Here is a 23,063-nt window from a genome sequence, read left to right on the forward strand (position 1 = left end):
TCTTCTATTTTACCACATTTTGCCGTTTAAAGCTTAAGAAAATTATGATATACTAGAATGTAGCAAAAATTTAGAAATGGACGTGAAGCAAGAAACATGGCACAGTTGTATTATCGTTATGGGACCATGAACTCTGGTAAGACGATTGAGATTCTCAAGGTGGCCTATAACTATGAGGAGCAAGGAAAAGGTGTTGTGATTATGACCTCAGCTCTTGATACGCGTGACGGTGTTGGCTATGTGTCGAGTCGGATTGGTATGAAACGCCCTGCTCTTGCGATTGAGGAGACGACGGATGTCTTTGGCTATATCCGAGACCTACCAGAAAAGCCTTACTGTGTGTTGGTCGATGAAGCCCAGTTTCTCAAGCGTCACCATGTTTACGATCTAGCTCGTGTTGTGGATGAGTTAGACATACCTGTCATGGCTTTTGGTTTGAAAAATGATTTTCGAAATGAACTGTTCGAAGGTTCCAAGTATCTCTTGCTCTTAGCAGACAAGATTGACGAAATCAAGACCATCTGTCAGTATTGTAAGAAAAAGGCAACTATGGTTTTGCGAACACAGGATGGACTGCCCGTTTACGATGGAGAACAGATCCAAATAGGTGGAAATGAAACCTATATCTCAGTTTGCCGTAAACATTATTTTACGCCTGAAATCAATAAGGAGAATGAAGAAAAATGAACATCTATGATCAACTACAAGCTGTAGAAGACCGTTATGAAGAATTAGGAGAGTTGCTCAGTGACCCAGATGTGGTTTCGGACACCAAGCGTTTCATGGAACTTTCCAAAGAAGAGGCTTCTACTCGTGATACGGTAACAGCCTACCGTGAGTATAAACAAGTCCTTCAAAACATCGTTGATGCTGAAGAGATGATTAAGGAATCAGGCGGAGATGCGGACCTGGAAGAAATGGCCAAGCAAGAGCTCAAAGATGCCAAGGTTGAAAAAGAAGAATACGAAGAAAAACTCAAAATTTTGCTCCTTCCAAAGGATCCAAACGATGACAAGAATATCATCCTTGAAATCCGTGGCGCTGCTGGTGGAGACGAAGCAGCACTTTTCGCTGGAGATTTGCTAACCATGTACCAAAAGTATGCTGAAGCTCAAGGATGGCGCTTTGAAGTTATGGAAGCTTCTATGAACGGTGTCGGTGGTTTCAAAGAAGTCGTTGCCATGGTTTCAGGTCAGTCTGTTTACTCTAAGCTTAAGTACGAATCAGGTGCCCACCGTGTGCAACGTGTCCCTGTGACAGAAAGCCAAGGTCGTGTCCATACATCAACTGCCACAGTTCTTGTCATGCCTGAAGTGGAAGAAGTTGAATATGATATTGATCCAAAAGACCTTCGTGTCGACATCTATCACGCCTCTGGTGCTGGGGGACAGAACGTCAATAAGGTTGCGACAGCAGTTCGTATCGTTCACTTGCCAACCAATATCAAGGTTGAGATGCAGGAAGAACGTACCCAGCAGAAAAACCGTGAGAAGGCCATGAAAATCATTCGTGCCCGTGTTGCTGACCACTTTGCTCAGATTGCTCAGGATGAACAAGACGCTGAGCGTAAGTCGACAATCGGTACTGGGGACCGTTCAGAACGGATTCGTACTTATAACTTCCCACAAAACCGTGTCACAGATCACCGTATCGGCTTAACTCTCCAAAAACTAGATACCATTTTGTCTGGTAAATTGGACGAAGTTGTGGATTCCTTGGTGCTCTATGACCAAACACAAAAATTAGAAGAATTAAACAAATAATGAAATTAGCTCAATTATTTTCAGATTTTGAAGAAGAGTTGATAAGACAAGGAGAGGAAGCTGAAAGCCTCTCTTTTGTCTATCGTAGCCTGAAAAATCTATCTTTTACAGATTTCGTTTTTGCCCTCCAGCAGGAAGTGACGGAAGAGGAAGAAGTATTTGTAAAAGGAATTTTCCAACAGTTAGTAACTCATAAACCGGCACAGTACATCATTGGACAGGCAGATTTTTATGGAATGCAGTTAAAAGTTGATGAGCGAGTATTGATCCCTCGTCCAGAAACAGAGGAGTTGGTGGAGCTTATCCTAGCTGAAAATTCTGAGGAAAATCTTAAGGTCCTAGATATCGGGACTGGTAGTGGAGCTATTGCTCTCGCTCTAGCAAAAAATAGACCAGATTGGTCAGTGACAGCAGCAGATATTTCCCAAGATGCTTTAGATGTAGCTAATGAAAATGCTAAAAATCAAAATCTTCAAATATTTTTAAAAAAATCTGACTGTTTTACAGAAATTTCTGAAAAATATGATATAATTGTTTCCAATCCACCCTATATCTCTCGTGAAGATGAGTCAGAGGTCGGCTTGAATGTTTTGCATTCGGAACCTCATCTAGCTCTCTTTGCAGACGAGGATGGCCTAGCTATTTACCGTAGAATTGCGGAAGATGCAAAAGACTATCTCAAAGATGGTGGTAAGATTTACCTTGAAATTGGATACAAGCAAGGTCAAAGTGTTCCTGATCTTTTTAGGAAACATCTTCCTGAAAAAAGAGTTCGAACACTCAAGGACCAATTTGGTCAAGATAGGATGGTCGTGGTTGATGATGGACAGGATTAGACAAGAGTTGGAAAATGGTGGAGCTGCCGTTCTACCTACAGAGACAGTTTACGGTCTTTTTGCCAAGGCTCTAGACGAAAAAGCAGTTAATCATGTATACCGGATTAAACGTCGTCCAAGAGATAAGGCACTCAATCTCAATATCGCCTCTCTAGAGGACATCTTGTACTTTTCTAAGAATCAGCCAACTTATCTACAAAAACTTGTAGAGATCTTTTTACCAGGTCCCTTGACCATTATTCTCGAAGCTAATGACCGAGTTCCCTATTGGGTCAATTCTGGCCTTGCGACTGTTGGATTTCGGATGCCAAGTCACCCTATCACACTGGATTTGATTCGAGAGACGGGTCCCTTGATTGGGCCGTCTGCCAATATCTCAGGTCAGGCAAGTGGAGTGACCTTTGAACAAATTCTGAAGGATTTTGATCAAGAGGTTCTGGGTCTGGAAGACGATGCTTTTTTAACTGGACAGGATTCAACTATTGTGGATTTGTCTGGAGACAAGGTGAAAATCTTACGCCAAGGGGCCATTAAGCGAGAAGATATTCTTGCTCGGTTGCCAGAGATTTCTTTTGAGGAGGAATAAAATGCTAAGAGATTTGCAAGAAACAGATGTGAAAGCTATTTGTGACATCAATCAAGAGGCTTTGGGCTATTCTTTTAGTCCAGAGGAAACAGCTAGTCAACTAGCTAGATTATCTCAGGATTCACATCATTTCCTACTTGGCTATGAGGATGCAGCTAGTCATGTCTTACTTGGATATGTCCACGCTGAGGTCTATGAATCACTTTATTCTAAAGCAGGATTTAATATCTTAGCTTTAGCAGTTTCACCTCAAGCACAAGGGCAAGGTATCGGTAAAGGCTTACTGCAAGGGTTGGAGCAAGAAGCAAAAAGACGTGGTTACGGGTTTATCCGCTTAAACTCTGCCGATCATCGTCTGGGAGCTCATGCATTTTATGAAAAAGTTGGATATACTTGTGATAAAGTGCAGAAACGGTTTATTCGCATCTTTTAGTTTAATTTTCTAATAAAAAATTAAACTAATGGACCAGTCACACTATAAAGGAGAAGACCTATGATTTTTGATAAAGATGATTTTAAAGCATATGATGCTGATCTCTGGAATGCTATTGCCAAAGAAGAAGAACGACAACAAAACAACATTGAGTTGATTGCTTCGGAAAACGTAGTTTCCAAGGCTGTTACGGCAGCTCAAGGGTCTATCTTGACGAATAAATACGCCGAAGGCTACCCAGGCCGTCGTTACTATGGTGGAACGGATGTGGTAGACGTGGTAGAAAGTCTAGCTATTGAACGTGCAAAAGAAATTTTCGGCGCTAAATTTGCTAATGTCCAACCACACTCAGGAAGCCAAGCCAACTGTGCGGCTTACATGGCCTTAATTGAGCCAGGTGATACCGTTATGGGGATGGATTTGGCAGCAGGTGGACACTTGACCCACGGAGCTCCAGTTAGCTTCTCAGGTCAAACCTACAACTTTGTTTCTTATAGTGTAGATCCTGAAACGGAACTCTTGGATTTTGATGCTATCTTGAAACAAGCCCAAGAAGTAAAACCAAAATTGATCGTAGCAGGTGCTTCAGCCTATTCTCAAATTATCGACTTTTCAAAATTCCGTGAAATTGCGGACGCCGTTGGGGCTAAGCTCATGGTAGATATGGCTCATATCGCTGGTTTGGTTGCTGCTGGTCTTCACCCAAGTCCAGTACCATACGCTCACATCACGACAACAACGACTCACAAAACCCTTCGTGGACCTCGTGGTGGTTTGATTTTGACTAATGACGAAGAACTTGCTAAGAAAATCAATTCAGCTATTTTCCCTGGTATTCAGGGTGGTCCTTTGGAGCACGTTGTGGCGGCTAAAGCTGTTTCCTTCAAAGAAGTTTTGGATCCAGCCTTCAAGGAATATGCTGCTAATGTTATCAAGAACAGCAAGGCTATGGCAGATGTCTTCTTGCAAGACCCTGATTTCCGTATCATTTCTGGCGGAACTGAAAACCACCTCTTCCTAGTGGATGTGACTAAGGTTGTAGAAAACGGAAAAGTTGCTCAAAACTTGCTGGATGAAGTCAATATTACCCTAAATAAAAACTCAATCCCATATGAAACCTTGTCACCATTCAAGACAAGTGGGATTCGTATCGGATCTGCAGCCATTACTGCACGTGGATTTGGTGAAGAAGAAAGTCGCAAAGTGGCTGAACTGATCATTAAAACTCTTAAGAATACAGAAAATGAGACTGTATTAGAAGAAGTGAGGAGTGCAGTCAAAGAATTGACAGATGCCTTCCCATTATACGAGGACTAAAACTTTTATGGACATTTATATTAAGAAAGCTATTATCCATCAGTTCAGTCCAGATGATACTGAGTTGTTCCTAGCGGATAAATTTCTCAATATCACTCCAAAAATCGAAGAATACTTGCGCAAAAAAATTGAACGTGTGTATTCAGATGAAGCCAAGACTGGGATTTTCGAGGAAGAAAATCCCTTCTTCAATCACATCACAGACGATTTGTTGGAGACATCAGTAACACTAGCTAATCTCTGGAAAGAGGAGTTCAGCATTTCAGAAAATCTCAAGACAAATGACTTGATTTTTGTGCAATTTTCTAAAGAAGGTGTAGAACATTTCGCTTTCTTGCGAATTGCTCTGCGGGAGACCTTGACCCACCTTGGAGGAGAAGTTGATAATCCAATCAAGCTGACTCAGAATAACTTGCCTGGATTTGGAACAGGGGCTGATGAGGCCTTGGTGGTTAATCTTCAGAGTCGCAAGTACCATCTGATTGAAAAACGAATCAAGTACAACGGGACTTTTTTGAACTATTTTTCAGATAATCTTCTTGCTGTCGCTCCTAAGATTTCTCCTAAGAAATCTATCAAAGAACTGGAAAAAACAGCCCAGAGAATTGCTGAATCTTTTAACACAGATGATTTTCAATTTCAATCTAAGGTCAAATCAGCGATTTTCAACAACCTAGAAGAAAGCAATGAATTGTCACCTGAGAAATTGGCTAATGACCTTTTTGATAACAATCTGACGGCTCGTTTGAGCTTTATTGACCAAGTTAAAGAAGCTGTCCCAGAACCTGTTCAATTTGATGAAATTGATGCCAGTCGCCAATTAAAGAAATTTGAAAACCAAAAACTTTCCTTGTCAAATGGAATTGAACTCATCGTTCCCAATAACGTCTATCAAGACGCCGAGTCTGTTGAGTTTATCCAAAACGACAATGGAACCTACTCTATCTTAATCAAAAATATCGAGGATATTCAAAGTAAATAATGTTTAAACGAATTCGAAGAGTGCTTGTACTAGCAGTCTTCCTTTTTGCTGGCTATAAAGCTTACCGTGTTCACCAAGATGTCAAGCAAGTCATGACCTACCAACCCATGGTGCGAGAGATCTTGAGTGAAAAAGACACCCCAGCAAACGAAGAGCTTGTGCTCGCTATGATTTATACTGAAACAAAAGGAAAAGAAGGCGATGTTATGCAGTCTAGTGAGTCTGCAAGTGGTTCCACCAACACCATCAATGATAATGCCTCTAGCATTCGCCAAGGCGTTCAAACTCTGACAGACAATCTCTATCTGGCCCAGAAGAAGGGGGTTGATGTCTGGACGGCTGTTCAAGCCTATAATTTTGGACCTGCCTATATCGATTTTATCGCCCAAAACGGCAAGGAAAACACCTTGGCTCTGGCCAAACAGTACTCTCGTGAGACTGTTGCTCCCTTGCTTGGCAATACCACTGGAAAGACTTATAGTTATATTCACCCCATTTCCATTTTTCATGGGGCCGAACTCTATGTAAATGGAGGAAACTATTACTATTCTAGACAGGTGCAACTCAACCTTTACATCATCAAATGTTTCACTCTCTTTTCGACATCTGGCTAGCCCAGGTGTTTTTGTTATAAGTTTTCTTTAAGATAGATATATTACTCTAGAAAGGTAAAGGAGGAAATTCCCTATGAGAAAGAAACTCTTTCTGACTAGTGCTGCGGTCTTGTGGGCAGTAACAGCTATGAATAGCGTCCATGCAGCAACAGATGTTCAAAAAGTTATCGATGAAACCTATGTCCAACCTGAATATGTCCTAGGTTCATCATTGTCTGAAGACCAAAAAAATCAAACCCTTAAAAAACTAGGCTACAATGCCTCAACAGACACCAAAGAACTCAAAACCATGACACCTGATGTCTATTCTAAGCTTATGAATGTTGCCAATGACTCTAGTTTACAGTTGTATTCATCAGCCAAGATTCAAAAACTAGGTGACAAGTCGCCACTTGAGGTCAAGATTGAAACACCAGAAAACATCACTAAGGTGACTCAGGATATGTACCGAAATGCAGCCGTAACTTTGGGTGTGGAACACGCCAAAATCACTGTAGCAGCACCCATTCCAGTTACAGGTGAGAGTGCCTTAGCAGGGATTTACTATTCGCTAGAGGCTAATGGAGCCAAGGTACCACAAGCTAATAAAGACTTGGCTCAAGAAGAGCTGAAGGCTCTGTCCGATATCAATGCTGAAAACAAGGACAAGTCAGGCTATGATGCTAATAAATTAAATGTTGCCCTAGCTGATATCAAGTCAGGACTCGCCAAAGCAAAAGAATCTAAGGGAAATCTGACAGAGGAAGATGTCCGCAAAATCGTTGAAGATACCTTGAAAAATTACAAACTTGATCAGGTTATAACAGGAAACCAGATTAATATCATCATCAATTTTGCTTTGAATCTTTCAAAGAGTGATATCCTCAGCAATACAGACTTCACTAAAACCTTGAATGACCTGAAACAAAGTATTGTTTCACAAGCTGGCGACAGTTTTAAAAATATCAACCTTAACTTTGATGCTGATAAGGCGCTAGAGGACGGTGGTAACTTCTTAAGCTCCCTCTGGCAAGCCATTGTCAACTTCTTCAAGAGTTTTGGTTCTTGAGAAATTTCATGGTATAATAGATGGTAACCGTAACGTTGCCGTCTTTTTTGTCGGCCAATAGAAAGAGAAGAGAATGTTAAAGAAAAATGATATTGTAGAAGTTGAAATTGTTGACTTGACCCATGAAGGGGCAGGAGTTGCCAAGGTAGATGGCTTGGTATTTTTTGTTGAGAATGCATTACCGAGTGAAAAAATTCTCATGCGAGTTCTCAAGGTTAATAAAAAGATTGGTTTTGGGAAAGTGGAAGAATACCTTGTCCAGTCACCACATCGTAATCAAGATCTAGATTTGGCTTACCTGCGTTCAGGAATCGCGGATTTAGGTCATCTTGCCTATCCAGAACAACTCAAATTTAAAACCAAGCAAGTCAAAGACAGTCTCTACAAGATTGCTGGAATTGATGATATAGAGGTTGCTGAAACTTTGGGTATGGAAAATCCAGTCAAGTACCGTAACAAAGCACAGGTCCCTGTCCGTAGAGTGAATGGTATCTTGGAAACAGGATTTTTCCGTAAGAATTCCCACGACCTCATGCCACTGGAAGATTTCTTCATCCAAGATCCTGTGATTGACGAGGTAGTAGTAGTCCTACGCGACTTGCTCCGCCGTTATGATTTGAAACCTTATGATGAAAAGGAACAAGCTGGCTTGATTCGTAATCTTGTGGTGCGTCGCGGACACTATTCAGGTCAAATTATGGTTATTTTGGTAACAACTCGTCCCAAAGTTTTTCGTGTGGAGCAATTAATTGAACAACTAATCAAGCAGTTCCCAGAGATTGTGTCTGTTATGCAAAATATTAATGACCAGAACACTAATGCTATTTTTGGTAAGGAATGGCGTACGCTTTATGGTCAAGACTATATTACCGACCAAATGTTGGGAAATGACTACCAAATCGCTGGTCCCGCTTTTTACCAAGTCAATACTGAAATGGCTGAGAAACTCTATCAGACAGCCATTGACTTTGCTGAATTAAAAGAAGATGATGTGGTTATTGATGCCTATTCTGGTATCGGGACGATTGGTCTTTCTGTTGCGAAACATGTCAAAGAAGTTTATGGTGTTGAAGTAATTCCAGAAGCGGTTGAGAATAGCAAAAAGAATGCTCAGCTGAACAATATTTCAAATGCCCACTATGTCTGTGACACAGCTGAAAATGCCATGAAGAATTGGCTTAAGGAAGGAATTCAACCAACCGTTATCTTGGTTGATCCTCCACGCAAGGGATTAACCGAAAGCTTTATCAAAGCAAGCGCCCAAACAGGAGCAGACCGTATTGCCTATATCTCCTGCAATGTCGCAACCATGGCGCGTGATATCAAACTCTACCAAGAATTGGGATACGATTTGAAGAAAGTCCAGCCGGTGGATCTTTTTCCACAAACGCACCACGTGGAGTGTGTAGTGTTGCTACAACGAAAAAAAGGGTGAAAATCCTTGATTTTAAGCTATTTTACAAGCATTTTGTCTTTGTAGATAAAGGCAATTTTGACGTCAAAAAAGTCCTAAAAAGGTACATAGATGTATATGTATTTGTAGATGTCGTTTGCGCATCGGAAAAATGAATACAACAATAAATATTTATCTAAAGAGAGAACAATTGTATATTGTTCTCCTTTTTTTATTTTCAGGAGGAAAAATGACAAAAGAATTACAATCATCACGCTATATTGCCATTTCATTTTTAGTACGTGAAATGGGAATTGACATTGTTGAAGCCATCTCTCTTATGGCTGAATTAGAAAAAAGTGGCTTGGTTCGATTGGAATCAAGTGGGAATTTAATACTCAAAGAACTTGGAGGAGCGCTATGAAACGAATAACCGCAAATCAATACCAAACTTCAGAACGGTATTATAAATTACCTAAAATTCTTTTTGAGGATGAGAAATATATGGATATGAAACTAGAAGTAAAGGTGGCTTATTCTATTTTAAAAGATCGTTTAGAATTATCTCTCAGTCGTGGTTGGATAGATGAAGAAGGAGCAGTCTATTTAGTATTTTCTAATTCTAAACTGATGAGGCTGTTAGGTTGTTCGAAGTCAAAATTACTGTCCATCAAGAAAACTCTTAAAGAATATGACTTAATTGATGAAGTTCAACAGTCTTCAAGTGAGAAAGGAAGACTAGCTAATAAGATTTATTTAGGGGAGTTGTCTTCTACCCCAGTAGGTAATTCAAACAGGCCTAGTGTTAAAAAAAGACTAGGGCAGGTTGAAAATGAAACGGACCCCGTCTCACATTCAGCCCCTAGTGAGACTGAAGTTAGTGAGACTAAATATAGTGAGACTGAATCTTTATTTATTGAGGATGAGGAAGAAAGGAATACTCAACCTATCTTGAGAAGAAAAGTAGAAAAGGTCACAAAATATGATCGAGATTATATTTGGGGATTGGTACAAGATCAATTTAGACGAGAGGGTTTTTCTGAAACAGCCAGTGAAATTGCTATGACTGATTTTGAGAGAATCTATCAGTATGCTCTTGACAATGTTCGCTTTGTTAGACGAGCGGAAGTTTTGGCTGAATTTGTGTTTAATGGCCTATATTCTGTTTGGAATAACCGTGTTAGAAAAGGAGGTGGTTAAAATGTCGCCAATCGAGTGGATATTAGTTATGCTCATTTTAATTTCAAGTGGAGTGACAGTTCTGACAATGATAGTCGATAAGAAAGGGGTGATCAAGAAGTGAGATTTATTGATTTATTTTCAGGTATCGGTGGCTTTCGACTTGGAATGGAAAGTGTCGGACACGAGTGTATTGGATTTTGTGAGATTGATAAATTTGCTAGGAAATCTTATAAGTCCATTTTTCAAACAGAAGGAGAAATAGAATTTCATGACATACGAGATGTTTCAGATGACGAATTTAAAAAACTTAGAGGGAAAGTCGATGTCATCTGTGGGGGATTCCCTTGTCAAGCATTTTCAATCGCAGGAAGACGATTGGGATTTGAAGATACTCGAGGAACTTTGTTCTTTGAAATTGCTCGGGCGGCCAAACAAATCAAACCACGTTTTCTTTTTCTTGAAAATGTTAAAGGCCTACTCAATCACGATAAGGGACGGACGTTCACCACAATCCTTACCACACTTGATGAGTTGGGGTTTGATGTTGAGTGGCAGGTGCTTAACAGTAAGGATTTTGGCGTTCCCCAAAACAGAGAGAGGGTGTTTATTATCGGACATTCTAGAAAGAAAGGTACCAGACTCTTATTTCCTTTCAGACGAGAAGGTCAAGCAACTAACTCTGAGACTTTGAAAGCACTAGGAAATTTGAATCCATCAAAAAGTGGAATGAGTGGCAAAGTCTATTATTCAGAAGGTCTTGCGCCAACCTTAGTTCGTGGAAAAGGAGAAGGATTTAAGGTTGCGATTCCTTGCATTACACCAGACAGATTAGAAAAAAGACAAAATGGTAGACGTTTTAAGGATAATCAAGAGCCAATGTTTACTTTAAATACTCAGGATCGTCATGGTATTGTCGTTGTTGGAGATTTACCAACTAGCTTTAAGGAAACTGGTCGCGTCTATGGAAGTGAGGGATTATCTCCAACACTAACAACGATGCAAGGTGGAGATAAAATTCCCAAAATACTGATTCCAGAACCAATCCAATTTTTAAAAGTCCGGGAAGCAACAAAAAAAGGATATGCTCAAGCAGAGATTGGGGATTCAATCAATTTAGAAAGACCAAGTTCTCAGTATCGTCGTGGTAGAGTTGGAAAAGGTATAGCGAATACGTTAACAACTAGTGGGCAAATGGGAGTAGTAGTGGCTAGCTATGAAGGGGAAGATAAGCAAGTTTACCANGTAGCTGGTGTCTTAATTGATGGGCAATTTTACCGTTTGAGAATACGACGAATCACTCCTAAAGAGTGTTTTAGACTGCAGGGCTTTCCTGATTGGGCTTTTGAAGCTGCTAGAAAAGTCTCTAGTAATAGTCAGCTCTATAAACAAGCTGGTAATAGTGTAACCGTTCCTGTGATTGCTGCAATCGCAAAGAAATTAAAAGAAATAGAGGAAAAAGATGAAAGCGTTAAATAAAGAGTCAATACTATATTGTGATGAATTAGAAACAGAATTACATGATGCAGAAATGATGCAGTTGGATGAACAAATATTTTTGATGCCCAATTATCCATGTGAGTTTGAAGTGACATTTTTAGATGATTACCATAAAAAACACAACTACCCCCTATTTTACGAATCCTACCTTCAAAACGTTATGGAATTCCTTGAAAGTCAGGATATAAAGAATGGAGCTGATGCCTTTGTAGATGATCATCAAAATCTTGTTTTTGTTTTATATGGACAAGGCTATCGAGCCGAGGGAAAAGAGGGAATACTTACAACCCAAGTAACTGTAAAAGCTTATGATGAAGACAAGAAACCGATTAACTTCGCAAATTTATTAGATTCCTTAATCGTCTCAGAATATCAAATGGAGCCAAATCTTTGGGAGGTCTCCCATGATTGATCTCTATCTAAGTAAAAATAGCCAAAGAAATCAACTTCTTTTAGACTTCTTTCAAAACTACGGCATTGAGGTATCTTGTCATTTAGTTTCTGAAATGACAAAGGACAAATTAATTGAGATGATGAGCTATTCTTCTGATTGTTTCGAGTTTTTATCTCCAAATTTATTACGTTTTAAGAATCGAGATAACCTAAAATTAACAGATTTCATCGAAATGATATTGAAAAATCCTGAACTAAGCATCAGACTTCCTCTTGCGGTTTCAAATAAGCGAGTTTATCCAAATCTGAATCTGGAGGAGGCTAGAGCTTTATTGCCAAGAGATACGAAACAATTGATTTACATGGCACAAACACATTATTTATCTAACTAAAGGAGAATCAATATGGCAGAACGATTTTGGGAGAACTTGTCCATTATTTTGGCTGAAAGAAATATCAGCTGGATTGAGTTAACCAGAAAAATGTTTGCGGGAGAGTTTCACTATCCAAGTGAATTGAATCGTTTGTATCAAAAGATTCGTCACTACAAGGTGGAACAACGAATGCCTCAAAGTCCATGGGTAGAAAGGATTGTACAGGTATTAGATTTAGATTATGAAGATTTATTTCGGAGGTAACTATGAAAAGAATCATTCCAGTTTATATATTCCAACAAGTAAATGTCCTATTGCTATCTCTATACTTACTGAAATTTCTTTGTATCGGTGAGTTAACTATACTACAGATTCTTTATGGTGTGTCACTCATTTCTTTTTTATGGATGTATGGTCAACGTAAACAAGCGAATAAGATCGATATGAAATCTAGGATGAAATGGCTTGGTATTGGATTCGTTAGCCTACTGATTATAAGTCTATGTTTTAGTCTGATTCATGCTCAAGGAACCACGAATCAAGCAAACTTAATTGGGCTTCAATATCAAGTTCCTTGGTTTTCATTTTTATTGTTTTTAATCAATGCGAGTATGGTGGAAGAATTTCTGTATCGAGAAGTTTTATGGAACTTGGTTAGAAAATTAGATATTCGAGTTGCTTTGACAAGTGTTTTATTTGCCTTAGCTCATCATCCAGGAACCATTCTAGCTTGGTGTTTGTATGTTTCATTGGGAATGTTTTTAGGGATGGTGCGCTATAAATCGGACTTATGGGGCAGTATGGGGCTACATCTGGTTTGGAACCTACTGGTGTATAGTTTGCTGCTTTTTTAGACCAAATTGGCTTGTTTTAGGTAAATGAAATGCTAACGTTATGTAACAATGTTAGTCTTTTATTTCAAAATCTTTGTTTAGTATGAATTTAGCTCTACAGAAAAATAAAAAATGTGATAAAAATTTCAACTACTCTTATCTATAATAAAGCTACCTGTTCTTTGAAAATTGAATCCACTCCGTCTTGATTAGCGTGCCTGTGTAAGTAGGGACTGAGAGTACTTCCCTGTGAAGGGCAACTGGCACAAGACGTGTGTGAGAATTTTCTAACAGACACGGAGTTTATCGTTACCAGACTTAAACGATGCGACAAACTAGATAAAGGAGTTAATCATGAAGGTAGTAAACTTGTATGATTTGAAACAAATGGGAAATAAAGGTGGTTGTACCATCCAATTGATTCATCACTTTCCCTTTGGTATGGGATTAGGACATCTCAAAAAAGACTACATTGAATTTAAACGTGTTGGTATCGTTGATGGGAAAGCAGTAGAAGTTACTCTTCGAGAACCTTATTCGAGAGATCTACTGCAGGTTGTCAAGTCGATTAAGCAACGTCAGAAATTGATAGCTTATCGTTATAAAGAAGGAAAGCTGCTATTTGTGAAGAAGGAGGCATCAGATGTCCTCTGAACAACAGGAACGAATGGCAGTTCAATATGCAGAGCGTAGTCTTTTATTTACTGTAAAAAGTCTCTTAAAGATTCTAGAATGGTCTAGACGTCAGGCTTTAGCACAAGATTCCGCCTATAAGATAGGGGTACAGAAATTAGAGGAATTGCTACAATCTCCTTATTCGATTGATACGATTAATCTGAAAAAAGATTTTTTAGACAAACCAATTGATATAGAGAAATTTAAGTCTTTTTTAGAAAAAGAAGAGATTCCTTTAGCCCTCGCTTGGCAAGGGGATTCTCTACATTTCTACACGAAAGACCGTTCGATTCTAGACAATCATTTAGACCATCTGTTAGAAAAAATGGTTAATGATCCTGAGAAATTAGCTGATTTTACCATGGATAAGTCATTAGACGATGCAATTGATGAAGCTAAATCCCAAATCACCTTTAGACAAGAAGGGGCCGTCAAACAGAAAGAGATGGTGAGATGATGTACAGTGGAAAGAAATTCCTACTATTCTCACTGTTAGGTATCTTACTAGGCTATCTTTTTCATCGTTTGACGCTTTTGTATGATTCCTATACTGGAAATACCTTAGATAAATGGACTCATCTTCTAATGGAAGGTCAAGATGAAATTCTTCAGTCGCCATGGAATGTTTCCTTTACTGGAAAATCAAGTGCTTTTTTTCTACTAGGCTTTGTGATGATGTTGCTGGTTTATCTTTATTTAGAGACTGGCAAAAAACAATACCGGGAAGGGGTAGAATACGGGAGCGCCCGTTTTGGAACTCTAAAAGAAAAGAAGCTCTTTTACGGTAAGGAATTTTCTCATGATACGATCTTAGCACAAGATGTTCGTCTGACATTATTAGATAAAAAACCAGCCCAATATGATAGGAATAAGAATATTGCGGTGATTGGAGGTTCAGGAAGTGGGAAGACATTTCGCTTTGTGAAACCCAATCTGATTCAAATGAATAGTTCTAATATTGTGGTGGATCCTAAAGATCACTTGGCCGAGAAAACAGGCAAACTCTTTTTAGAACATGGCTACCAAGTAAAAGTGTTAGATTTAGTCAATATGAATAACTCAGATGGCTTCAATCCTTTTCGCTATATAGAGACAGAAAATGATTTGAATCGCATGCTGACGGTTTATTTCAATAACACCAAAGGCTCTGGCTCCCGTAGTGATCCATTTTGGGATGAAGCTTCTATGACTTTGGTACGAGCTTTAGCCTCTTACTTGGTCGATTTCTATAATCCACCCAAAACAAGAGAACAGCTCATAGAAGAAAGTCGTTTAAGTCAAAAAGAATACCAAAACTTGTTGAAACGTCAAAAAAAAGAAGTGGAAGAGCGAAAAAAACGAGGGCGTTATCCAAGTTTTGCTGAAATCTCAAAACTCATTAAACACTTATCCAAGGGTGAAAACCAAGAAAAAAGTGTCTTAGAAATTCTATTTGAAAATTATGCTAAAAAGTATGGGACTGAAAATTTTACCATGCGAAATTGGGCAGATTTCCAAAATTATAAGGATAAGACTCTGGATTCTGTTGTTGCTGTAACCACTGCTAAATTTGCCCTCTTCAATATTCAAAGTGTTATGGATTTGACCAAAAGAGATACCCTTGATATGAAGACATGGGGCAAGGAAAAATCAATGGTTTACCTAGTTATCCCAGATAACGATAGTACCTTTCGCTTTCTTTCAGCCCTCTTTTTTTCAACCGTATTTCAAACCCTAACAAGACAAGCAGATATTGATTTTAAGGGTCAATTACCTCTTCATGTGAGAGTCTACTTAGATGAATTCGCAAATATCGGAGAAATTCCAGATTTTGCTGAACAAACCTCAACAGTCCGCTCTCGGAACATGAGTCTCGTTCCCATTCTTCAAAATATTGCCCAACTTCAAGGGCTCTATAAAGAAAAAGAAGCTTGGAAAACCATTTTGGGGAACTGTGATAGCTTAGTCTACTTAGGTGGGAATGATGAAGATACCTTTAAATTTATGAGTGGCTTACTCGGTAAACAAACCATTGATGTTCGAAATACTAGTCGTTCCTTTGGCCAGACAGGTTCAGGATCCCTTTCTCATCAAAAGATTGCTCGTGATTTAATGACACCTGATGAAGTCGGAAATATGAAACGGCATGAATGCTTGGTCCGAATTGCCAATATGCCTGTCTTTAAAAGCAAAAAATACAATTCCACTAAGCATCCAAACTGGAAGTACCTAGCCAATCAAGAAACCGACGAACGGTGGTGGAACTATCAAATCAATCCTTTGAATCAAAGACAAGAAAATCATCTTGATGGCCTTAGAGTTCGTGATTTAACTTTTGAATCTAGTTTAAAATAAAAATAGAAAAGAGGAAATAGATGATTACGCATTTTAAAGGTTTTGTTTATGGAGTAGACGCAAGCGCCATGTTTGCACAAGCTATGTCTTTGTTACAGAAGGGATTGATTGCGGTTGGTGCCTTTCTCGTTGTTGTGGGGATTGTCAATCTTGCAACCAACATTAAAGATGGTGGACCAGGTGTTCGGAATGCCATTCTTGAAATTGTCGGTGGAGTTATGGTTGGGGCTGCTGGAGCCTTTGTAACCCAGATTTCAATTTAGGAGGATAAACAATGACATGAATCTTAGTTTAGTCTCACCCTTTGTTTACCTTGCATCTGAAAAAATATCAGCTGAAAATTTATTTGAAGGATTTAATGTGGATTTACAATCTACGGTAGATCTGATTAAATCTCTATCTAGTTACAATCCAACAGTTTGGACTTATATGTCTAGTATTACTAAAAGTGTCATGCAACCTCTTGGAGTTGCGATTTTATCAGTTGTTCTCATCTTAGAATTTTCGAAGATGGCAAAGAAGATTGCTAACTCAGGAGGAGCGATGACCTTTGAAGCATTAGCGCCGATGTTGATTAGTTATATTATGGTTGCAGTTGTAATTACCAATACTACCGTTATAGTAGAAGCTATCATCGGGATTGCGAGTCATGCCATCGAACAAGTGGCCTCGATTGTGGCTCACGGTGGGGCGAAGTATGATACCATCTCTGGATTAAAAGGGTCAGGATTTATTGGCCGTATGATTGTGGGCTTTTTCGCCCTCCTCATTTGGCTTGTTCGGATAGTAAGTGCAGCCATGGTCAATCTTTTAGTATCTATTCGATTTATTCAACTCTACCTTATGATTCCATTTGCCCCTCTTACGATTCCAACATTTTTAAGTGATGAATGGAAGTCTATTGGTATTGGCTATTTAAAAAATATTATGGTCTATGCGGTACAAGGGGTTCTTATTTTTCTGATTGTTTCTCTTGTTCCTTTATTTGAATCTGCTGGGAAAATAGCTGTTTCAAATGGTGCAGGAGTCTTGCAATCACTTGCGATTATGTTTGGTAGTTTGATACAAGCTATCTTACTGATTATTGCCCTCGTTGGTTCTCAACGTACGGCTCGCTCAATCTTAGGTATGTAATTAGATAAAGGCTAGGAAGTGATTGCTTCTTAGCCTTTTTAGAAAGGAAAGTCATGAATACACGTGTCTTTAAAGACATCTCAAAATACCAACACAGGGCTTGGTTAGGCTTCACTACAAGGCAAATCATCTTTGTTTTACCAGCCTTTATTGTCACAATTATTGTTTTGGGTTTGAATCTCTTTTTCTGGCAATTTGGAGATTGGTTTGTTTACGGTTTTGTGTTTGCTTTTACCATCCCCCTCATGCTTTTTGGAGTCTATAAACCCAATGATTTATATTTTGAACATTATTTGAAATACCGTCTTCATTTTGAATTAACGGTTCCCCTACGCACAATTACAGGAAAGAAAGGACCTGAACATGAAAAGAAAATCAAATACATTAAAGAAACAAAAAACTTCAATGACTAATAAAAAGGAAAAAGTTAAAGGGAAAAAAGAGGAAGTGTTACCCTCTACGGCTAATACTCTTTCCTATCAAGCCCTGTATCAAAATGGTCTAATGCAGGTAAAAGAAGATTATTTCTCACAAAGCTATTTACTTGGTGACGTCAATTACCAGACCGTTGGTTTAGAAGATAAGGGCGCAATCATTGAGAAGTATTCTGATTTGATTAACTCCCTAGACGACCAAACCAACTTCCAATTGACAATTTTTAATAAAAGATTGAATTTAGAAAAATTCAGACAAAGTGTTTTGTATGAGGAAAAAGAAGATGGGTATGATAGCTATCGTAAAGAATTGAATCGGATGATGAATCAGAATTTAGATAGTGGTGAAAATAACTTTTCGGCTGTTAAACTGATTAGCTTTGGAAGAAAGGATTCTAATCCCAAACAAGCCTATCGTTCCTTGTCTCAAATAGGAGAATATTTCAAGAGTGGTTTCTCAGAAATTGATGCTCGCTTTGAATCCTTGGCTGGAGAAGAGCGTGTCAACTTGTTGGCGGATATGCTTAGAGGAGAACACCATCTTCCTTTTTCTTACCGTGATTTAACGAGATCTGGTCAGACAACTCGTCACTTCATAGCACCTAATCTCTTGGATTTTAAAAACAAGAATTACCTACAAATCAATGACCGCTTATTGCAGATTGTCTATGTGAGAGACTACGGCATGGAATTAGGGGATCAGTTTATCCGAGACCTCATGCAAGGAGATTTGGAATTGATTGTAAGCCTTCATGCTCAAAGTTCGACCAAGGCAGATGCCATGAAGAAACTACGAACAAAGAAGACCTTGATGGAATCCCAAAAGATTGGGGAACAACAAAAACTAGCTCGTACAGGTATCTATTTGGAAAAAGTAGGTCATGTATTAGAAAGCAATATCGATGAAGCTGAGGAACTCTTAAAAACTATGACAGAGACAGGAGATAAACTATTTCAAACGGTCTTCTTGATTGGTGTTTTTGGTCAGGACGAAGAAGAACTCAAACAAGCATTAGATACTATCCAACAAGTGGCTGGCTCAAATGACCTAATGATTGATAAACTTCCATATATGCAAGAAGCAGCCTTTAATAGTTTGCTGCCATTTGGTTGTGATTTTTTAGAGGGAGTATCACGGAGTTTATTAACGTCCAATGTAGCAGTGAACTCTCCTTGGACTTCAGTAGACTTACAAGACCGTAGTGGGAAATATTACGGTATCAATCAAATATCAAGTAATATTATTACCATTGATCGAAGCCTATTAAATACACCGTCTGGTCTGATTTTAGGAACATCTGGAGCTGGGAAAGGGATGGCAACTAAGCATGAAATTATCACGACCAAAATTAAGGAATCTGGTGAAAATACTGAAATTATCATCGTGGATCCAGAAGCAGAATACAGTGTCATTGGACGAGCTTTTGGTGGAGAAATGATTGATATTGCGCCTGATTCCCAAACTTATCTCAATGTCCTTGACTTGTCTGAGGAAAATATGGATGAGGATCCTGTAAAGGTAAAATCAGAATTTCTTTTATCCTTTATCGGCAAGTTATTGGATAGAAAAATGGATGGAAGAGAAAAATCGATTATCGACCGAGTTACCAGACTCACCTATCAGTCATTTAAAGAGCCTTCTTTGGAAGAATGGGTCTTTGTCTTGAGTCAACAACCAGAAGAAGAAGCGCAGAATTTGGCACTTGATATGGAACTGTATGTCGAAGGTTCTCTTGATATTTTTTCTCATAAAACAAACATTCAGACAGGATCCAATTTCTTAATCTATAATGTTAAAAAGTTAGGAGATGAGCTGAAACAAATCGCCCTTATGGTGGTTTTTGATCAGATATGGAATCGTGTTGTTCGGAACCAAAAATTAGGGAAGAAGACCTGGATTTATTTTGATGAAATGCAGCTTCTCTTACTAGATAAATATGCCAGTGATTTCTTCTTTAAATTGTGGAGTCGTGTCAGAAAATATGGAGCTAGTCCGACTGGGATAACCCAAAATGTCGAAACCTTATTGTTAGATCCAAATGGTAGACGGATTATTGCAAATAGTGAATTTATGATTCTCCTCAAGCAAGCAAAAAATGACCGAGAAGAACTGGTTCAACTCTTAGGCTTGTCAAAAGAACTCGAAAAATACCTTGTCAATCCAGAAAAAGGGGCAGGACTGATAAAAGCTGGTTCAGTTGTAGTTCCCTTTAAAAATAAGATTCCTCAAGATACTCAATTGTTTGATATCATGAGTACAGATCCTGATAAAATGGCTTCTAATTAAGGGGAAGGTAAATGAAGGATAAAAGAGAAATTATACGTGCCCGAAAGGCATTTAGAAGAAGCCTAAAAGATGAGAAGAAATTCTTGAAACAAGGAAAGAAGGAGGTGAAGAAACAGAAAAAAGATTCCGCTGTACTGGATGATAAAGCATGGAAAAAAGAGATAAAAGAAAAGCTAGAGGAGATGAGAGAAGCTTCAAAGGAGAGAGTAAAACAAGCAAATGAAGACTACAATCATATTCTTCAAAATAGTCCTCCATCTCTTTTGAATCGGAAAGAATTAAGAGACAGACGGTTGCCTCATGCTAGGAAACGATTGAAAATAGCCAAGAAGCAATTTAGAGAAGCCAAGGTAGAAGCAAAAGAAGAAAGAAAAGAGAGTCGTAAAGAAAGAAAAACCAATCAAAAATTTCTCTACGGTCAGGAATCGAAACAAAAATCCAATTTTTTCTTTCAAGGGAAGAGTTTAGAAGAATTAAAAGCTAAGAAAGAAGTCAAGGCCGCAAAAGAGAATTTAAAATCTACTAAACAAGCCTATAAATCCAAAAAGGTTAGTAGGAAAGCCAAAACTTTCCTTTATGTCCTTGGACGTGAAGGTGGAGAGTTAGCTTCAGAAAATGAAGATTTAGAAGGCTATCGCACACTTCAAGAGACTATTAGAAAAGGGAAACGCTACAGTCGGCTTTCTTATAATCTTGGAAAAGCTAGTGTCAAAACAGGACAAGCAACAGGTCGTTTTACCAAGAAAAGACTGACCAACACAAAAGAGCGATACCATCATTTTAAGGATGGAAAAGGATGGAAACTAGCGAAAGATAATCCAAGTTCCTTTAAAAATCGGTATCGAAAATTAAAGAAACAAGGTCTTACAAGTGTCCGAAATATCTATCAAAAACTAAAAGCAGCCTTTTCCTTCTTTACATTTGCGACTGGAAATCCTGTAACCTGGATAGTTGGAGGAATAGTCTTTCTTCTTTTACTTATGATGAGCTTCTTTTTAGGATTTTCATCTGCTAGTTTGATTCAACAAGATGAATTTGAATTAACAAAAGCTTATACCCACCTAACTTGGGAAGATGCAGAACATACTCGCAAAAATGACAAAGGAATTACTTATTACACAAAAGTTGATGATGTGATGGGGTATATGAACTTTAAATTCCATGACTATGAGTTAAACAAACCAGTTCACTTATTTAGTTCAGAAACTTACAAGGATTATCTGTCTACTTTGTGGCATGATTTAAACGATGGGGAAGATTTGAAATCCATGCAAGACCTCTATGAAACTCCTAAGTATAAACTCTCGAAAGACGATCAAGAGGAAATAAAGGAACTAAAAGAAGAGGGTGTGTATGCTTCCATGCAGGAATTGGACAATCCATTTGAGGGGAAAAGTAACGAGGATAGTCTAACCATGACTTATCGTTATGGATACTATGATTTAGACGGAAAACCTACTCTTCAGGAGTACATTTTACTAGAAGCGAAGGCTCACCAAAGGATTGTCGCACCAATGGATGGTGTTGTATCTCTAGACGGAGATAATGTTATTCTCACTAACGGAAAAGGAGAGAATGAGAGTCGTTTAACCTTATATTCCATTCATAATGGCCGTGCGATTGAGGGGACAAGAGTTCTAACGGGTGATGTTATCGGTGAAACACCAGATGATACAGGTTTGAAAGTCTCCTATCAAAAGTATAAGAATAAGAAAGAAAAATTGGTGTATGTCAATCCGCAATTTTATTTCCCAAAAGTCATTCAACTTCAGACAACTATCTTACCTGCCATTGGTCAGTTTGGTGGGGATGAGTTTGAACGAGCAAAACATATTTATGAGTTTTTGAAATCTCAAGGGGCAAGTCCTCAAGCCATTGCGGCAATTTTAGGAAATTGGTCGGTAGAGTCTTCTATTAATCCTAAACGTGCTGAAGGGGATTATTTATCTCCTCCTGTTGGCGCTACCGATTCCTCTTGGGATGATGAAGCGTGGTTAGCGATTGGAGGTCCAGCCATTTATAGTGGGGCTTATCCTAATATTCTTCATAGAGGTTTGGGGTTAGGTCAATGGACAGATACTGCAGATGGTTCAACACGTCATACAGCTTTATTGAATTATGGACATATCAATAATAAGAAGTGGTATGATTTAGACCTACAACTTGATTTTATGCTTCATGGGGATAGTCCTTACTATCAAAGTTGGTTAAAGGATTTCTTTGGAAATACGGGCAGTGCAGCCAATCTTGCCCAACTCTTCCTCACCTATTGGGAGGGAAATTCTGGTGACAAACTACTGGAAAGACAGACCAGAGCAACGGAATGGTATTACCAAATTGAAAAAGGCTTTAGCCAAACAAATGGGGGACAGGCTAAGAGTGACCCACAATCTCTTGAAGGTGTTCGTGGAGACTTGTATGAGCGTTCTGTTCCTGGTGGTGGAGATGGTATGGCCTATGCCTATGGACAATGTACATGGGGTGTTGCGGCTCGTATGAACCAGTTAGGATTAAAGCTAAAAGGTAGAAACGGAGAGAAGATTTCAATCATTAATACCATGGGAAATGGTCAAGACTGGGTTGCGACAGCTTCAAGTCTTGGTGGAGAAACGGGTTCCACACCAAAAGAAGGTGCCATTGTTTCTTTTGTAGGAGGTACACATGGGACACCAGCAGACTATGGTCATGTGGCTTTTGTAGGTGCGAGACGTTTCTAACTGAAAAGGTTAGACACGTTCTTGAAAAATCAACCTGATAATCAGGTTAAATTTGAATAGAATGGAGAACTCTTATCTTGAAAATTGGAATGAAGGGGTAACGACCTGAAACGATTTCTCTAATACTCCGACATGCGTTTATCTTGTGCAAAGGTAAAGGTTTGAAGCTCGGTGAAGTCGGCTGAAAGATACCGTCATTCTTAAGGACTTAAGAATCGAAAGTGTTCCAGA

25 protein-coding genes are annotated in these 23,063 nt (G+C 38.8%); all 25 read left to right on the plus strand.

The genetic code is table 11. The features are described 5' to 3' along the window. Positions 1–96: 96 nt before the first annotated feature. Positions 97–687 carry a thymidine kinase gene (locus D8848_RS06250; RefSeq protein ID WP_125443208.1) on the plus strand — a complete coding sequence of 197 codons (591 nt, stop codon included), beginning with the start codon at positions 97–99 and terminating at the stop codon, positions 685–687. Beyond that, the gene (prfA, locus tag D8848_RS06255) at positions 684–1,763 is read left to right on the plus strand and encodes a peptide chain release factor 1 (RefSeq protein ID WP_125443209.1); all 1,080 of its coding nucleotides are present in this window, start codon (positions 684–686) and stop codon (positions 1,761–1,763) included. The genes D8848_RS06250 and prfA overlap by 4 nt, the downstream gene beginning before the upstream one ends. Further along, positions 1,763–2,599 carry a peptide chain release factor N(5)-glutamine methyltransferase gene (prmC, locus tag D8848_RS06260; RefSeq protein WP_125443210.1) on the plus strand — a complete coding sequence of 279 codons (837 nt, stop codon included), beginning with the start codon at positions 1,763–1,765 and terminating at the stop codon, positions 2,597–2,599. Before prfA ends, prmC begins: the two co-directional genes overlap by 1 nt. After that, a complete protein-coding gene (locus tag D8848_RS06265) occupies positions 2,583–3,185 on the plus strand; it encodes an L-threonylcarbamoyladenylate synthase (protein ID WP_049544650.1) in 603 nt (200 codons plus the stop codon). The genes prmC and D8848_RS06265 overlap by 17 nt, the downstream gene beginning before the upstream one ends. A gap of 1 nt (position 3,186) precedes the next feature. Continuing rightward, positions 3,187–3,618, plus strand: a complete 432-nt coding sequence (locus D8848_RS06270; RefSeq protein ID WP_125443211.1) for a GNAT family N-acetyltransferase — start codon at positions 3,187–3,189, stop codon at positions 3,616–3,618. Positions 3,619–3,678: 60 nt separating this feature from the next. Then, positions 3,679–4,935 (plus strand): serine hydroxymethyltransferase, encoded by a 1,257-nt coding sequence (gene glyA, locus D8848_RS06275; protein ID WP_125443212.1) that lies wholly within the window; start codon positions 3,679–3,681, stop codon positions 4,933–4,935. A gap of 7 nt (positions 4,936–4,942) precedes the next feature. Further along, a complete protein-coding gene (locus D8848_RS06280) occupies positions 4,943–5,917 on the plus strand; it encodes a nucleoid-associated protein (protein WP_000356101.1) in 975 nt (324 codons plus the stop codon). Next, positions 5,917–6,531: a cell wall hydrolase Pmp23 gene (gene pmp23 / locus D8848_RS06285; protein ID WP_000476378.1), complete on the plus strand. Its 615-nt coding sequence runs from the start codon at positions 5,917–5,919 to the stop codon at positions 6,529–6,531. The genes D8848_RS06280 and pmp23 overlap by 1 nt, the downstream gene beginning before the upstream one ends. A gap of 73 nt (positions 6,532–6,604) precedes the next feature. Then, positions 6,605–7,579: a DUF1002 domain-containing protein gene (locus D8848_RS06290; protein WP_084863478.1), complete on the plus strand. Its 975-nt coding sequence runs from the start codon at positions 6,605–6,607 to the stop codon at positions 7,577–7,579. 73 nt (positions 7,580–7,652) lie between these two features. After that, positions 7,653–9,014 (plus strand): 23S rRNA (uracil(1939)-C(5))-methyltransferase RlmD, encoded by a 1,362-nt coding sequence (gene rlmD, locus D8848_RS06295; RefSeq protein WP_125443213.1) that lies wholly within the window; start codon positions 7,653–7,655, stop codon positions 9,012–9,014. A 208-nt stretch (positions 9,015–9,222) separates the two neighbouring features. Then, positions 9,223–9,396 (plus strand): hypothetical protein, encoded by a 174-nt coding sequence (locus D8848_RS06300; RefSeq protein ID WP_081571624.1) that lies wholly within the window; start codon positions 9,223–9,225, stop codon positions 9,394–9,396. Then, entirely contained in the window at positions 9,393–10,172 is a 780-nt protein-coding gene (locus tag D8848_RS06305; protein WP_125443214.1) for a replication initiator protein A, read from the plus strand. The genes D8848_RS06300 and D8848_RS06305 overlap by 4 nt, the downstream gene beginning before the upstream one ends. A gap of 99 nt (positions 10,173–10,271) precedes the next feature. After that, positions 10,272–11,630 carry a DNA (cytosine-5-)-methyltransferase gene (gene dcm / locus D8848_RS06310; protein WP_125450657.1) on the plus strand — a complete coding sequence of 453 codons (1,359 nt, stop codon included), beginning with the start codon at positions 10,272–10,274 and terminating at the stop codon, positions 11,628–11,630. Beyond that, positions 11,614–12,063: a hypothetical protein gene (locus D8848_RS06315; RefSeq protein WP_125443216.1), complete on the plus strand. Its 450-nt coding sequence runs from the start codon at positions 11,614–11,616 to the stop codon at positions 12,061–12,063. Before dcm ends, D8848_RS06315 begins: the two co-directional genes overlap by 17 nt. Then, positions 12,056–12,436 carry a thioredoxin domain-containing protein gene (locus D8848_RS06320; RefSeq protein WP_125443217.1) on the plus strand — a complete coding sequence of 127 codons (381 nt, stop codon included), beginning with the start codon at positions 12,056–12,058 and terminating at the stop codon, positions 12,434–12,436. Before D8848_RS06315 ends, D8848_RS06320 begins: the two co-directional genes overlap by 8 nt. Before the next feature lie 12 nt (positions 12,437–12,448). Then, entirely contained in the window at positions 12,449–12,682 is a 234-nt protein-coding gene (locus tag D8848_RS06325) for a hypothetical protein (protein ID WP_000840778.1), read from the plus strand. A gap of 2 nt (positions 12,683–12,684) precedes the next feature. Continuing rightward, positions 12,685–13,272 carry a CPBP family intramembrane glutamic endopeptidase gene (locus tag D8848_RS06330; protein WP_125443218.1) on the plus strand — a complete coding sequence of 196 codons (588 nt, stop codon included), beginning with the start codon at positions 12,685–12,687 and terminating at the stop codon, positions 13,270–13,272. A gap of 333 nt (positions 13,273–13,605) precedes the next feature. Further along, positions 13,606–13,905, plus strand: a complete 300-nt coding sequence (locus tag D8848_RS06335; protein WP_000869763.1) for a hypothetical protein — start codon at positions 13,606–13,608, stop codon at positions 13,903–13,905. Then, complete coding sequence (locus D8848_RS06340; protein ID WP_125443219.1) at positions 13,895–14,383, plus strand: hypothetical protein; 489 nt, start codon at positions 13,895–13,897, stop codon at positions 14,381–14,383. The genes D8848_RS06335 and D8848_RS06340 overlap by 11 nt, the downstream gene beginning before the upstream one ends. Further along, complete coding sequence (locus tag D8848_RS06345; RefSeq protein ID WP_125443223.1) at positions 14,383–16,260, plus strand: VirD4-like conjugal transfer protein, CD1115 family; 1,878 nt, start codon at positions 14,383–14,385, stop codon at positions 16,258–16,260. The genes D8848_RS06340 and D8848_RS06345 overlap by 1 nt, the downstream gene beginning before the upstream one ends. Positions 16,261–16,280: 20 nt before the next feature. Further along, positions 16,281–16,523 (plus strand): hypothetical protein, encoded by a 243-nt coding sequence (locus D8848_RS06350; protein ID WP_000627865.1) that lies wholly within the window; start codon positions 16,281–16,283, stop codon positions 16,521–16,523. A gap of 16 nt (positions 16,524–16,539) precedes the next feature. Beyond that, positions 16,540–17,394, plus strand: a complete 855-nt coding sequence (locus D8848_RS06355; RefSeq protein WP_001054256.1) for a VirB6/TrbL-like conjugal transfer protein, CD1112 family — start codon at positions 16,540–16,542, stop codon at positions 17,392–17,394. Positions 17,395–17,447: 53 nt separating this feature from the next. Beyond that, positions 17,448–17,807 carry a PrgI family protein gene (locus D8848_RS06360; RefSeq protein ID WP_001097589.1) on the plus strand — a complete coding sequence of 120 codons (360 nt, stop codon included), beginning with the start codon at positions 17,448–17,450 and terminating at the stop codon, positions 17,805–17,807. Continuing rightward, positions 17,758–20,115 carry a VirB4-like conjugal transfer ATPase, CD1110 family gene (locus tag D8848_RS06365; protein ID WP_185756858.1) on the plus strand — a complete coding sequence of 786 codons (2,358 nt, stop codon included), beginning with the start codon at positions 17,758–17,760 and terminating at the stop codon, positions 20,113–20,115. Before D8848_RS06360 ends, D8848_RS06365 begins: the two co-directional genes overlap by 50 nt. Before the next feature lie 11 nt (positions 20,116–20,126). Next, on the plus strand, positions 20,127–22,832 hold the full coding sequence (locus tag D8848_RS06370) for a phage tail tip lysozyme (RefSeq protein ID WP_125444106.1): 2,706 nt from the start codon (positions 20,127–20,129) through the stop codon (positions 22,830–22,832). The last annotated feature ends 231 nt before the right edge of the window (positions 22,833–23,063 follow it).

Origin of the sequence: Streptococcus mitis (assembly GCF_003942775.1) — a bacterium.
Classification (GTDB): Bacteria; Bacillota; Bacilli; order Lactobacillales; family Streptococcaceae; genus Streptococcus; species Streptococcus mitis_CN.